At 38.8% G+C, this 13,532-nt stretch carries 12 protein-coding genes; 3 read left to right on the forward strand and 9 right to left on the reverse strand.

Translation table 11 applies throughout. The features are described 5' to 3' along the window. Nucleotides 1–150 precede the first annotated feature (150 nt). Both DAHG_RS13010 and DAHG_RS13015 read left to right on the forward strand, forming a co-directional pair. The gene (locus DAHG_RS13010; protein WP_022938786.1) at nucleotides 151–2,814 is read left to right on the forward strand and encodes a PD-(D/E)XK nuclease family protein; all 2,664 of its coding nucleotides are present in this window, start codon (nucleotides 151–153) and stop codon (nucleotides 2,812–2,814) included. Continuing rightward, nucleotides 2,807–6,031 carry a UvrD-helicase domain-containing protein gene (locus DAHG_RS13015; protein ID WP_022938787.1) on the forward strand — a complete coding sequence of 1,075 codons (3,225 nt, stop codon included), beginning with the start codon at nucleotides 2,807–2,809 and terminating at the stop codon, nucleotides 6,029–6,031. The genes DAHG_RS13010 and DAHG_RS13015 overlap by 8 nt, the downstream gene beginning before the upstream one ends. A gap of 163 nt (nucleotides 6,032–6,194) precedes the next feature. Here the strand turns inward: DAHG_RS13015 and DAHG_RS13025 are convergent, their stop codons facing one another. The 3 genes from DAHG_RS13025 to DAHG_RS13040 all read right to left on the reverse strand — a co-directional run bounded on the left by DAHG_RS13025 (nucleotide 6,195) and on the right by DAHG_RS13040 (nucleotide 9,351). After that, nucleotides 6,195–7,301 (reverse strand): M20/M25/M40 family metallo-hydrolase, encoded by a 1,107-nt coding sequence (locus tag DAHG_RS13025; RefSeq protein WP_022938789.1) that lies wholly within the window; start codon nucleotides 7,299–7,301, stop codon nucleotides 6,195–6,197. A gap of 540 nt (nucleotides 7,302–7,841) precedes the next feature. After that, a complete protein-coding gene (dinD, locus tag DAHG_RS13035) occupies nucleotides 7,842–8,699 on the reverse strand; it encodes a DNA damage-inducible protein D (RefSeq protein WP_022938791.1) in 858 nt (285 codons plus the stop codon). 427 nt (nucleotides 8,700–9,126) lie between these two features. After that, nucleotides 9,127–9,351, reverse strand: coding sequence for a hypothetical protein (locus DAHG_RS13040; protein WP_022938792.1), 225 nt, complete (start codon nucleotides 9,349–9,351; stop codon nucleotides 9,127–9,129). 164 nt (nucleotides 9,352–9,515) lie between these two features. Here DAHG_RS13040 and DAHG_RS13045 point away from each other — a divergent pair, with 164 nt between their 5' ends. Then, nucleotides 9,516–9,938: a cupin domain-containing protein gene (locus tag DAHG_RS13045; RefSeq protein ID WP_022938793.1), complete on the forward strand. Its 423-nt coding sequence runs from the start codon at nucleotides 9,516–9,518 to the stop codon at nucleotides 9,936–9,938. A gap of 75 nt (nucleotides 9,939–10,013) precedes the next feature. Here DAHG_RS13045 and DAHG_RS13050 read toward each other — a convergent pair whose 3' ends face one another. The 6 genes from DAHG_RS13050 to DAHG_RS13075 form a co-directional block, all read right to left on the reverse strand. Further along, nucleotides 10,014–10,547 carry a hypothetical protein gene (locus DAHG_RS13050; protein ID WP_022938794.1) on the reverse strand — a complete coding sequence of 178 codons (534 nt, stop codon included), beginning with the start codon at nucleotides 10,545–10,547 and terminating at the stop codon, nucleotides 10,014–10,016. Further along, nucleotides 10,495–10,950: a VOC family protein gene (locus DAHG_RS13055; RefSeq protein ID WP_022938795.1), complete on the reverse strand. Its 456-nt coding sequence runs from the start codon at nucleotides 10,948–10,950 to the stop codon at nucleotides 10,495–10,497. Before DAHG_RS13055 ends, DAHG_RS13050 begins: the two co-directional genes overlap by 53 nt. 2 nt (nucleotides 10,951–10,952) lie before the next feature. Continuing rightward, nucleotides 10,953–11,810, reverse strand: a complete 858-nt coding sequence (locus DAHG_RS13060) for an AraC family transcriptional regulator (protein ID WP_022938796.1) — start codon at nucleotides 11,808–11,810, stop codon at nucleotides 10,953–10,955. A gap of 182 nt (nucleotides 11,811–11,992) precedes the next feature. Further along, nucleotides 11,993–12,790 carry a tetratricopeptide repeat protein gene (locus DAHG_RS13065; RefSeq protein WP_022938797.1) on the reverse strand — a complete coding sequence of 266 codons (798 nt, stop codon included), beginning with the start codon at nucleotides 12,788–12,790 and terminating at the stop codon, nucleotides 11,993–11,995. Continuing rightward, nucleotides 12,790–13,161, reverse strand: a complete 372-nt coding sequence (locus tag DAHG_RS19615) for a Rid family hydrolase (RefSeq protein ID WP_084744575.1) — start codon at nucleotides 13,159–13,161, stop codon at nucleotides 12,790–12,792. The genes DAHG_RS13065 and DAHG_RS19615 overlap by 1 nt, the downstream gene beginning before the upstream one ends. Continuing rightward, nucleotides 13,145–13,522 (reverse strand): Rid family hydrolase, encoded by a 378-nt coding sequence (locus DAHG_RS13075; RefSeq protein ID WP_022938799.1) that lies wholly within the window; start codon nucleotides 13,520–13,522, stop codon nucleotides 13,145–13,147. The genes DAHG_RS19615 and DAHG_RS13075 overlap by 17 nt, the downstream gene beginning before the upstream one ends. Between the last annotated feature and the right edge of the window lie 10 nt (nucleotides 13,523–13,532).

A 13,532-nucleotide genomic window follows, 5' to 3' on the forward strand; every position in this document is an offset into this window, starting at 1 on the left:
CTTTTTCTTATTGTACTATTTTATTGAATAAAATAAAATGATTACACATCAATTTTATGACAAAAATTTGCTTTTTTTGCAATAAAAAAGGTCAATCCTTTTATGAAAAGTCATCTTGCTTTATAATATAGGAAGAAAGGAAGGTACTATATGAATTTATTCACGAAAAGCCTCGAAAACAGAACAATTTTATGCCCTGAAAATGCTGCTGTTCTCATTCATAAACAGCTGGCGGAGAAACAAATAAGAGGCGTAAGGGTGCTCTCCTTAAACAGTTGGCTGATGAGTTTTGATTTTAATGAAGATCGTTCAGAGATTGAGATTAAGCTTTCAATTCACCAACAGATGAAGCAGATTGCTGAGGAGTTAAAACAGCTTAAACATATTTGCACTACACCTTCTTTTGAAAAGGAATGTCTTACTTTCTTGGAAAAATTTAGGGGTTTTAGTTTGGACTTTGATATGCTGCCTGAAAATAATGAGCTGCAGAAGGAGTTAAAACATATCTTAAAGACACTGCAATATCCTTCAAAAAATGAACGCCGTTTAGAAATCTTAAACAATATCAGCGAAGATGAAATTAAAAAATTGATTCTTGTATACCGTCAAAGTGATTCATTTACAGATTTGTGTCTGCGTAAACTGATTGATAAGGGTGCTGAAGTCTATGCGTTTGAACAATTTGATGCAGAGGTATCCTTTTATCATGCAGCCAATAAGCGTCAGGAAATAGAAGCTGCAATTCAAAAAATCATCCTTGATCAGATGGATTGCTCACAAGTACAACTTTGTCTGCTTGATCAAAGTTATCACCCGCTGGTGCGTCAGCTTTTAGAGCGTTATCAGCTGCCGTATACCTTTTTATCTGAATCAGGTATTAATAACCTCGCATTGAAGAGTGCGAATATGCTGCGTTTTGCCCTTGATGATAATCAGGAAAACTGTCTGAACTGTTTAAATACAAATTGTTTTTCAACCTTTCAGACGCCTTTTTTAATTCAGGCTTATCAGATTTTTAACTGCCAATGGGATGATGCTTTCCCTGATTTGAATCAAGCATTTACATATAATCTAATGTCGGAGCGGGATGTGGAAACGGTAGCGGCACTGATTCAAAAAGCAGAAGAGGAACGTGCAAAAATCATGCCGATGATGCAATCCTTGACTAAGTATCAATCTTATCGTGAGTTATTCACTAATATTGATGCTATCTTGAATCAGCAAGCTAAAACCGATATCAAGGCATATAAAAAGATTCAGCGTTTATTTGCGGATGCCCTTGAAGCCATTCATGATGAATCTGACTGCCGTTTAGTTCTTGAAGAGCTGGAAGCTATGGGCAGCAATAAAAAAGCAGATACAATCGGCGGGATTCTGGTGCTTGATCCTGATGATCTTTTGTTTTGTGATGGAACGTGCTTTGTTTTAGGCTGTACACAAAAAAGCTTTCCTGGATTTAGTTCAGAGAGCGGGATTTTCGATGAAAACTATCTCGCTTTAATTCCTGGCTATCCTACGCTTGATGAACGCTATGGACACTTTATTAAGAATCGCTTTGTGCTGATGAACTATGCACCAAAGCTCATATTCTCTTATCCTTTGAATGACTTTGAGGGGAAGAATCATGAAGCATCTTTGGAAATAGAAAACTTCGTTGCCGAAAAAGGCCAGAGTAATAGTATCCTCTATCCGTTAATCCAAAAGGAAGAAACACGCACCGTCCGCTATCAAATCTCTGAACAAACAGCCCATGCTTTATATCTTAATGAACTGCGTGAGCTTCATGGCTCTGTATCATCGTTAGAGCGTTATACAGGCTGTCCCTATGCATATTTCTTAAAATTTGGATTGAGGATTCAGGAACCTATCGATGCCAGTTTTAATGATCAGAAAATCGGCACCCTCTCACATTATGTATTAGAAACACTAGTTCATCGTTATGGTAAAGATTATGCCAACGTTAGTGAACAAGAACTGCGCAGCCTGATTAATGAGCAATGTGCAGAGCTGAACAAGATTTATCCACAGCTTAATTTTAATCTGATTGCGGAAAAAGAATTGCTTTCCCTGATGAATAATTGCAGTCAGCTGGCAAAAATGGAGGAACATTCTTCACTGACACCCATGAAGTGTGAAGAGGAATTCTATCATGAATATCCGGTTGGCGGCGGTATTACCTTAAAATTAAAAGGCTATATTGACCGCATTGATGAGAATGATCGCTTCTTTAGAATTGTTGATTATAAGAGTTCAAAGAAACGTTTAGTTAAAGATAAGGTGTTCTCCGGTCAGCAGCTGCAGCTGATTACTTATGCGATGCATTGCCGTGAAGCTTTAAATAAAGAAGCACTGGGAGCCTTTTATTATTCATTTAAAAATGAAAATCTTTCGCTGCCTTATGGGAAACTGAAACGGCGAGGTGCTGGTGAGTTTATCGAAACCGATGCGGAAGCTTTGCTGAATGAACAAAAGAAAGCTCATCGTCTTCAGGGGTGGATTTTTAGTGAATTTGTTGAGGAAATGGACAATGAGGGTAATTATACAGCTGGTATTAAAAATTCCGCAAAGAGCGGCATAACCGCCAGTGATGTGATTGATCCACGTGTTCTCACACATTTACTTGATCAGATGATGCGTTCATTAGCCACACAGATTTTATCAGGCAGAATTGAATGCAGGCCGGCCGAAGATGCGTGCTTATTCTGTAAATATAAGCCAATCTGCCGTTTTAACGGCAATACGCGCAAGCCGGATATGCTTGTGGATATTCCTGATAATCTAATGAAGAACCATGGAGGTGAAGACGATGAGTAAGTCATGGAATCCTGATCAGCAGCGGGCAATTGATGTACGCAATAAGAACATATTGGTTTCTGCCTCGGCGGGAAGCGGCAAAACAGGTGTATTAATTCAGCGTCTTGTGGAACTGGTGACAAAAGACGGCGTTCAGTTAAATGAAATCTTAGCAATGACATTTACCAATGCTGCCGCTGCCGAAATGAAAAAACGTCTTTCCTCTGAAATTACTCGGCTGATTGCGGAATGTAATGATGAAAAAGAAAAACGCTACCTAAACAGTCAGTTAACTCAATTAACAACGGCGCATATCTCAACTATTCACTCTTTCTGCTTATCAATCATTCAAAACTATTATTACATCATTAATTGTTCACCTAAAAGGGCGGGCAATATTCTTGATTCTGCTACTCAGGGACTTTATCAGCAGCAGGCGCTGGATCAGCTGTTTGATGCGGAAACAAGACAGTGCGATGATGCTTTCTTAAAGCTTAACCTGCTGCTTTCACCCCGCCCTGAAGCTGACGGTGAACTGCGGTCATTGATTTTAAAAATAGCTGCCTTGGCAGATGCACAGCCTGATCCACAGGCTTGGCTGATCCAATGTGCGCAGGCTTATGATAAGATTCATTCAATCCATGATTTGCCGTCAACGATCAAAGAAGCTTTTTTTGATTATCTTGAAACACAGATCAGCGCCTATCTTGACGCACTGTCTGAAATTAAACATTATTATGAATTTGATTATGTTAATGAAGCGAAAAAAAGTACCGTCTTTTTTAATAAGCTCGCAGGCATTGATAATATAAAAAAAGCCCTTGATGAATATGATTATGATGGTTTAAGAGAAGCTGTTATCGCCATGGCTAAGATTGCTATTCCAACTACACCGGATAAGGAAAATCTAAACTATACCGCTCTGCGAAAGCAATGTGTAGAGATTGAAGATCTATTTGCTGCTTTTTATCCAGAAGCCGTTATGGTATCTGATGTGGCAGCCATGCTGCCGCTTGTTCAAAAGCTGGTCAATTGTGTTCTTGCCTATATGGAAATCTATGAAAAAATCAAAGAAGCGCATGAAGCGATTGACTTTTCTGACATGGAACACATGGCTTTAAAGATTCTCCATGCGAATAACGGCTATGTTGCCTCACTTTACCGAAATCAATTTAAGGAAATCATGGTTGATGAATTTCAGGACAGCAATGATGTACAGGATGAGCTTGTGCTGTCTATCACCCGCGGCAATAACGTGTTCAGAGTAGGTGATGTTAAGCAATCAATTTATGGCTTCCGTTATGCATCACCAGCCATTATGCAGGGATACAAGGAGTTGAATGATGAGCTGAATGAGCTGATTGTATTTAAAAAGAATTATCGTTCCAGTGAGACTATCGTTCGTTTTAATAATGTGTTATATGAGAAATTAATGAATGTGGACGGCTTCAAATCACTGCCTTTCCTCAATGAAGATTTAGCTTCGATTGGCGGCCCATGGCAGCAGAAGGTATTAAAGCCCATCTGTTTTCATGCGCTGAATTATAAGGATATTACTGAAGGCATGGAAGCAGATACTAACAAAGATGAATTAAAAGCAAGCTATATCGCCAATCAGATACTGGAAATTAAAGAACGCGAAGGTTATCAATTTAAAGATTTTGTTGTCTTAGTGCGCGGTAACGCGAAAATGGATGTGCTGAAAAAAGTATTTGATGAAATTAATCTGCCATGTACTATGAACAGCAAGCATGGCTTCTATGAAAGCTATGGCATACAGATTCTGCTTTCAGCCCTGACTTGCTTTATCAATCCCCGTGATGACTTAAACTTCACAGCTATTCTGACCAGTCCTTTTTTCAATATGTCGAGTGAAGCGTTAGCTAATTTGAAGCTGTCCCGGCAAAATCAAGAACACTTTTATGATACACTGAAGCGGCTTAAGCCTGACGCACTAATCAAGTTTGAAGAAATCAGGCAGCATCATACAGACAGTATCAGCGAATGTATTAACGCGTGTCTTAATTGGAATGATTTCTATCAAAGTGCCTGCACAATCCGCGATAAAACCAATATTGATTTACTATTTGAAAAAATCACGAATTATGAAAAAGAGCATGGCAGCGGCATCGCTGGTTTTCTGAATTCCATCGCACAGATCAGAGATCTTGAAGCTGCCGAAGCAAATGCGGTTTCCAAAGAAGATGATGTTGTACGCTTTATGAGTATTCATCAGTCGAAAGGCTTGGAATTTCCTGTTGTTTTCCTTTGGGCAAGCTCAACAATGCCAAGTATTGAGAGCCGTGAACTGGTGAATGCTGACCGTGAACTTGGTATTGGTATAAAAGCCATGACTTTTCCACAGCGTACCGTGCGGCCTACCTTCCATCGTATCGCCATCGACCATAAGAAAAACCGCAGCGAGCTTGAAGAGGAAATGCGCATCCTTTATGTAGCGACAACCAGAGCCAAGGATCAGATGCATATAGTTGATTATGTCAAGGATGTCAATGTCTACATGGAAGGTCTATCGCGTTCTAAAATATATGCCAGAAAAGGAACCAGCTCTTGGATTCTTCAGGCTTTATTGGAAGAAACTCAAATACAGGATCTGTTTGCTTTGAAATCAGTAAACGCGCCGTGGTCAAACAAGACACAGCCAAGACTTAGTTTTAATAACCAAGAGCTGCCTGTCTATCAGCATCAAGCCTATAAGCTCAGCATTCATTCACCTTCAGAAATTGGCGGCAGCGCTGAAATTAAGCCTATTAATTTTGATCATAAGACAAAGGCAAGTGATACCGGTAATCTTTACCATAAACTGACAGAACTGCTGCCTAGTGCTGACTGGACCGCTGAGCTGATTCAAGAGACAGGAAAACGTTTAAATGTAACTATACCAAGCGGTATTATTAAAAATTTGATAGCATTAAACGGCAATGAAATATTCCGTTCCACCTTTGCTATGACGGTTCATCATGAAATGCCTTTCCAAGTGCTGATTGAGAATCAGCTGATGCATGGTTACATGGACTATGTGGCAATGGATGATAGTAAAATTATTCTGATTGATTTTAAATCTGATCAAAAGCTGACAGATCACCAGCTCCATTTGCGTTATGATGAGCAATTGGCAGCCTATGTGAAGGCTTTGAACCATCTTTATCCTAATCATCATGTGGATGCCTATCTCTATTCATTCAGCAATCAATCTATGAGTATGATTGAGAAAAATTGATTAAACAGTTTAATTAAGAGAATATGAATGTATATCAATGCGGATAATCTAAATGATTATCTGCATTTTCTTTTATTTTTTACCTTTACTGTATCGATTGTAACTCTAAATAAAAAGTTATGATTTTTAGTGAATTTCACGTACTCATCATAACTTTTATAAATTATTTATATTCTTCCATCAACGCTGTTATTAATTCAGTTGTTTTAACTAAATCTTCAATTCTCAGATACTCCTGAACCGTATGCACTTCACTCATTCCGCAAGCCAGATTCAGTGACTTGATACCTTTAGAGTTATAGATATTAGCATCTGATGCACCACCGCTTGTTTTAAATTCAGCCTGCAGTCCGATTTTCTCACAAGCATTTACAACCGCTCTTGAAATTTCATCATCTTCATCAATCATGAATCCCGGTGTTTGTATTTTGACTGTCGATTCAAAACGAGCGTTCAACTCACTGCATGTTTCTTTGAAAACAAGATGCACCTGATTCAGTAAATTTTCTAATTTATCATGATTCAGACTTCTGGCTTCAAATACAATTTCAACCGAAGGCATAACGATATTATATGCAAGCCCGCCCTTTACTTCACCTAAATTACACGTTGTTTCTTCATCTACACGGCCAATATGCAGCTGCGTTATAGCCTGCGCGGCGACACATAAAGCATTAACACCCTTTTCCGGACAAATGCCTGCATGAGCTTCCTTACCAATTACTTTAAGTACACCGTTGGCAAAATAAGGAGCTCCTTTCACAATTTCACCAGGTCTGCCGCTGGAGTCAAGAATATACGCGCCGTCAATTTTGCCAAGCTGTTGAGTATCCATATATTTTGGCCCATTTAAGCCATTTTCTTCACCGAATGAGAAAACGAAGATCAGTTCTGGCCGATCCGTTAATGATTTTACATTCAGCATCATTTCAAGCATTGCCGCGATTCCGCATTTGTCATCGCCGCCCAAAATACTTGTACCATCACTGTGAATCACTTCATCCTCAATAATTGGATTAATTTCATCACATGGCAATACAGTATCCATGTGTGCCGAAAACATCAGACGTTTTTTATTCTCCGCGCGCAGGATTGCGACAATATTTCCAGCATTACCGCCATATTCAATATTGGCATCATCCTCATAAACTTCAATACCATTAGCATTGCAGAAATTCAGAATATAATCCGCTACCCGCCGTTCATTTCTCGAAGGTGATGGAATTCTCACTAAATCAAGAAACGTATTGACTAATCGTTCTTTATTCATAAGCACACACTCCTTTTCTGATTACCCGACCATTATAGCACAATTCTTAATATTATTAAATTATTAACGCTAATCGGTGATGCTTGAAAGCAGTAGCTTAATAATTGAAAATTCAGCATATTTGAATTCACATCAACATGATATAATGAATTAAAAGGGGGTATCTTAATGTTTACTGACGGAACTCTTATGGCCATTTTTTTATTCGAAACGCTGATGTTTCTGTTAATCCCAGCATTGATAATTTTATTGATTTATTGTATTTTTCTAGCTATTAAAGCATTAAAAATATATATTCGGAAAAATCAATAGATGCACTTAAGGGGCAATTTCCCCCTTTTGTTTATAGTGTGATGATGTGATTTTAGTTTTACCGCTGCATCAAAATAATATAAAAAATATTCACCATGTGTTTATAATCATATTCAATTAAAACTACCTACCCTAATAAAAACCGCCTGTATCTCTACAAGCGGTCTTTTCGCATTTCTTATTGAGTTGCAGCTATTTTGCTGACCTCAGCAAAATCATAAATACGTCTTATTCATCAAGGATAAGAGGTTCTTTTTTTTCTTTCAGTTTTTTAAGCTGTTCCTTACCGATTTCAGCAATGCTCTTTTCGGGTGTCGGTAAATCTTCCGGCATCGTACCCTCATTTTTGGCTATTGCCTCTCGGACAGTTTGTCCAACTTGATAGTGGATACCGCTGGCCATTTCCAATCCCTGCGGCTGTTCACGACGAAGTTTTGCCTCGGTTTGTGTAATGCGAAACAGGTTTGCACCAAGTTCCTCGCTGCCCATATGGTCGAGGATTTTCTCGCTTTTTTTGAGTTTTTTCCTCTTGTGAATATCTGCGGCAGTTAAACCACCATACAGTCCCATATAGCCTGCGTTTTGAAATTGGGCATATTCCAACTGGTCTGTAATGCCTGCTTGATTCGCTGCCTCTGCAAGCATGGCGTTCCAACTCGTAACCTCGCCGCGGATGACGAGGCGTTTTTTGTCCTCGTCCAGTTCATTAAAGGCGTCGGCTATTTCCTGCCTGCGGGTCTGAATAGCAAAATAGGTCTGACCAAGAGCAATTGTCTCTTTACGTGGATCACCATTCTGCACGATTAGATAGCAGGCATATCGTGAAAGCTCATAATCCTTGACCTTTCGCTCGCTGCCGCTGCCAAGCTGAACCATTTTCCTGACCTCAAGAAAATGGTCAGCACACTCAAAACCGCTGTTTTGGCAGGAAAGCATTGCTTTATCAATAACCTTATTAAAGTTCTCCCACTTAGTATAGTCCAAAACAGGCGAAAGCTCACGGGCGTACCAAAACTCAATACCGTTTTCATCAGTGTGCTTTATATCCTCAAACTGTTTGTATTCTGTTGCAATCAGTGTTGCCAATTTACTCACCACCTTGCATCTTTTTTTCTATTATATCATTTTTTTGACAGATAAAAATCAATAACTTTTAAGGAGCAATCTTATTCCATTTAGTATTTCCAAGTTCAAAAACACTTTATACATTCTACAAATAATCATTGACTTTGAGTGAACTCCAGGTTTTATAATAACTGTCAAAGGAGGTAACGTAAGAAAAATTATCCGCTTTCCTTTTTGATACCTTTACAAAAGTAGGCATCAAAAAAGTAGATTTTCCTATCATGGCCAAGAAAGCCTGTAACGACGATGTAATTTTAGGTTTTAAACCGCTGCATCAAAATGATATTGAAAAAATATTTAACATGTGTTTATAATCATATTCAATTAAAACTACCTACCCTAATAAATAACCGGCAGCCTTCTATTTCAAAGACTGCCGGTATTTTAATTATTTAGATTCATCATCAACGTGAATCGTGTACGTTTCATGAATTTTTTTATCAAATTCACGAATCTGCTCCTGTTTTTCTTCAGAAACCAGTATATCTGCCGCTTCTAAATCCAAACTGAATATTACCTCTTCCCCATCTTTAGTTGTTGTCTTAAAAACAGGATCTTTCCCTTCAAAAAACATACCATCGCCATCGTCATTCATTTTCCGTGATAAAGCCATAAATTTGCCTCCTGTTCATGAGATTATTATAGCACTTCATGATTAAAAGGAAAATAAGCATAATTATCTAAATTATAATCATTTTTAAAATTCAGCTTATTGACTTAGAGTTAACTCTAGGTTATATCCTTATTGTGTACCCAAACAGAAATGGAGGTTTATGTATGGATAAACAACAGATGGATAAAGATTTAGGAGACGGCAGTGCTTTTCCTATTGGAGAAGAAAATACAGCCTTTGCGCAATATTTTACCGGTGAATGTTACCTCAATATGCTGACTGCAAAAGGAGTTGGGATTGGCAATGTAACTTTTGCGCCTAAGACGATCAATAACTGGCACATTCACCATAAAGGCGGCCAGATTCTATTAGTAACCGGCGGCCGTGGTTATTATCAGGAATGGGGTAAGGAGGCACTGGAGCTGCATCCCGGTGATGTTGTTAATATTCCGCCTGAAGTTAAACATTGGCATGGTGCTGCCGCTGACAGCTGGTTTCAGCATCTTGCTATTGAGGTACCTGCTGAAGGCGCGTCAAATGAATGGCTTGAAAAAGTATCAGAAGCCGATTATCAAAAACTAAAATAACGATTTAAAATTTACAATTAGCAAAACTAAAACGTATCTGTTCCTGAGAAGCAGATACGTTTTTAGTTCAATAAATTATTTCAATCGTGAATGCTCATAATTATATGGGATACTGCTGCCTTTTACGACATCCTCAATTTGTTTCAGAATCAGCCAGTCATCCATATTACCCTGATGGTCAAACTCCATTGGTTCAATCGCCTGTACAACATTAAATTCCACAAGACATAAGAATTTACGGTGCCAGCGAACGCGCTGTTTATCATTCAGCTTCAGCTTATCCTGGCAACGGTCTAATGTCTGAGTAATTTCATCATCGCTTAACCGCATCAGGTTTTCCACATGCGTCACATTCGCACATGCATTAATCAGCCCCGTTCCCTTTTCCATAAAGTAGAGCTTTTCACCTTCAAATACTCGACTGTGCGGAATTTTACGGCCTGCCGCACCGCGGACAACCATCGTCTTACTGCCATTTAAAATTTTATCCAGCTCATGTTCACCTTTTTTGCCTGTATTATCACAATAAACTAAATGTACCGTATTTACCTCATTTTTAACGCAGATAGGCCCTGACTGCCTTAAGCGGCAGACTCGTCTTCTTTGCAATCTGCATCTCATCAAGCCCGGCATCTAAAAAACGCCGGCAAACGATTTTCATACTTTCACCCACTTCAAGAATATGATAGTCAGGATCATAAAAGCGTACCACACGCTGACCCCATTCATGAGTATAAGGCGGATGAACATATTCTATATCCATCTTTGTCAGTTTCTCAATGAACGGTTCAAAATCATCCTCTTCAAAGTAAATTTCGGCATCATTTCCTTTATAAGAGGTTTCTTGCTCAATAAAACCTTGCCAGCTTGCTTCTGTCTGCAAACCAAGGCCGCCGGTCAGCACTGCATGAATTTGTAAATCAACCAATGTACGAAGTCCCATTACCTCCCAGTAAAATTTCTTAGATCGTTCCATATCCTTGACAACTAACATCGTATTTTTCATTTTCATGATTATTCCTCCTCTATGATTGGTATCCATATTTGACTTAAATAGTCTTTTGAATAAACATTACCTTCACTGTACCATTCCAGTTCCGGACAGTCCTCATGTTTAAATGGATACTTCACCAGCCATTCATTATGCAGAAAATCCCAGCCCCTCTGAATCGCATCCGGCTGTGTGCCGTAACAATCAAATACTGCCCAAGTCTGCGCTGGCAATGTGACCTCACACCAATCTGCCTGCAGCGCCGCGTTCGACGCACTCATTATCTTGTAGCTTATTGAATGCTCATCATACTGATCAAATAAGCCAAAGATACCAGGAGGGTTTCCCTCACTCTTCTGCATAAGCTGAAATGTAGTACCATCCTGCTGACATTGGTTCCAAAAAGCAGGAATCAGCTGATAATTCTGTTCATCCTCTGCCCGCAGCTTAAGACTTTTGCCAATCAGACGGAAAGCTGACTTTTTTTCCAATCGCCAAGCAATTGTACTTGCTTTAGTGAAACTCATTTTAGGATAAATTTTCAGTTGGGCATCCATCATTCTGGCTGCCTTGGGAGTAACGCCATGGAATTGCTGAAAAGCTTTTGTAAATGAAGTTGGTGAATCATAACCATATTTATAGCTTAGTTCTATTACCTTTATATTACTGCTCTTCAAATCATAACCAGCGAGGGTCAATTTACGGTTTCTGACATATTCCGCAAAGCTGATCTCATTCATGTAGGCAAAGATTTTTTGAAATAAAGCATAGGAACAGCCTGCCATCTCAGCAATTTCATTCTTATTAATCGGTTCCTCACGCCTTTGCAGATGTTCTTCAACATAATCAAGAATTGTCTGCAGCTTCTCATTCCAATTCATAATTCAACCTCATTTCTATCGTTATTCTATCATAACCTATCCCGTATTACCTCTTATTTTGTATCTATTATGAAGAGGAAATTATAACCAAAAAAAGCTGGAACAGTGTCCAGCTAAATGGATATCCCAAATATAATCATGGTGATTGATTATAAATTATTGATAAGTGGGAATTCAATAAATTAGTAAGAGATACCCAAAGCATCTGCATCTACCATTGAAGCAAGGTAAGCAAATGCCATATACATATCATCCTTTCCTTTTTCAAGAACAAGATGCAGTACTTCTTTATATTTATCCTGATTATCTAATTCACGGTAGTAATTAGCTAAACCAAAACCCATCGTTATTACATTCAGTGATGTCGCGGTTGTTAAGTCTGCCGGCATTAATTCATCAGGTTGAAGCTTACCCTGATACATTCTTAAGCGTTGGAAATAAGCATAATTATCTCCATAATCCATGTCATCATGAATTCGATCCAGTAAAACAGCAGCTTCTTCCTTTCTTCCTAAACGATTTAATGTAATCCAGTACCAATCAGTAACTGCAATCAGTGAGCCATCATCATATGAAAGATCATAACACTGCTGATAAGCCTCAGCCGCTTTTTCATAATCGTTTAATAAAAAATACGATAAGCCCAAATGGTACCATACATCCCAGTTCTCTGGAATTAGTCTTGAGGCTGTTACAAAATCCGCACAGGCATCCTCAAAACGCCAGCAAGACAAATAACGATGGGCACGATGACGATGATAGATACCACAAAACGGATTAATTGCAATTGCCATTGAATATGCGTCACAGGCATCTCGATAGAGTTTTTGGTCAGCATAGGCAAGGCCGAGTTTCATCCATAATTCATCATTATATGGTTCAGTCTGTACCTGTTGCTTCAACGCTGCCGCAGCTTCGTTTAATTCAAGATCACTGCGCTTGCGACTCGCTACCTCATATTCTTTTATTATTGTTCCCATTATGCTTCCTCACTTTCATCATAAGCTACATTAAACTGCAGCTCCAACAAATTATTTTCACCCATAGGTTTAGCTTCCACAGCAACACCAGCTGGCGCATATACACCATCAATCCATGCCTCATAGACTTCATTAAATTCATCAATCATTTTAATATCCGCAAGATATGCATTCATTACAATGATGTTTTCTTTCTTTAAGCCATGCTGTGCAAATAATTCATCATAACGAGCCAATACAGCTGCGGTTTGTTCCTTCAGTGTTTTGAAGCCAGGACGCGCACTATGCCCTGTAAAATATGCAATACCATTATACTTAACAATACGGCTCGCGCCTTTACTACTGTCAATTCTGTCAATTTTCAACATCATTTTCCTCCATGGCTACAATTAAAGAAAGCTCTAGCTGAACATTATCCCCATAAGGGAGGGATTGATTAGGAACCGCCTGCACAATAATTCCGGCTGGCTCATGATGTCTAATCACCCATGTGTTCCACACATCATTAAACTCATCTGCCTTACTGATATCCTTTAGATATGCAGTATAGTAAATAATGTTTTCCTTCTTTAAATTGAATTTACTCATCAATTCTTCATATCGATACAATATATCCTCACTCTGGCCGCGCAGATCATCAGCGAAGGGTGATATATGTCCAGTAAATACCGCTAATCCTTGATGGATTACAAATCGGCTGGATTCACGCTTTGTATCAATTTTTCTAATCATAGGATTACCG

It is taken from the genome of Dielma fastidiosa (assembly GCF_000313565.1).
Taxonomy (GTDB): domain Bacteria; phylum Bacillota_I; class Bacilli_A; order Erysipelotrichales; family Erysipelotrichaceae; genus Dielma; species Dielma fastidiosa.

Coding starts and splice junctions, on each gene's coding strand:
- DAHG_RS13010 (WP_022938786.1), top strand. CDS start 151: ATGAATTTATTCACGAAAAGCCTCGAAAACAGAACAATTTTATGCCCT.
- DAHG_RS13015 (WP_022938787.1), top strand. CDS start 2,807: ATGAGTAAGTCATGGAATCCTGATCAGCAGCGGGCAATTGATGTACGC.
- DAHG_RS13025 (WP_022938789.1), bottom strand. CDS start 7,301: ATGAATAAAGAACGATTAGTCAATACGTTTCTTGATTTAGTGAGAATT.
- DAHG_RS13040 (WP_022938792.1), bottom strand. CDS start 9,351: ATGGCTTTATCACGGAAAATGAATGACGATGGCGATGGTATGTTTTTT.
- DAHG_RS13045 (WP_022938793.1), top strand. CDS start 9,516: ATGGATAAACAACAGATGGATAAAGATTTAGGAGACGGCAGTGCTTTT.
- DAHG_RS13055 (WP_022938795.1), bottom strand. CDS start 10,950: ATGAAAATGAAAAATACGATGTTAGTTGTCAAGGATATGGAACGATCT.
- DAHG_RS13060 (WP_022938796.1), bottom strand. CDS start 11,810: ATGAATTGGAATGAGAAGCTGCAGACAATTCTTGATTATGTTGAAGAA.
- DAHG_RS13065 (WP_022938797.1), bottom strand. CDS start 12,790: ATGGGAACAATAATAAAAGAATATGAGGTAGCGAGTCGCAAGCGCAGT.
- DAHG_RS19615 (WP_084744575.1), bottom strand. CDS start 13,161: ATGATGTTGAAAATTGACAGAATTGACAGTAGTAAAGGCGCGAGCCGT.
- DAHG_RS13075 (WP_022938799.1), bottom strand. CDS start 13,522: ATGATTAGAAAAATTGATACAAAGCGTGAATCCAGCCGATTTGTAATC.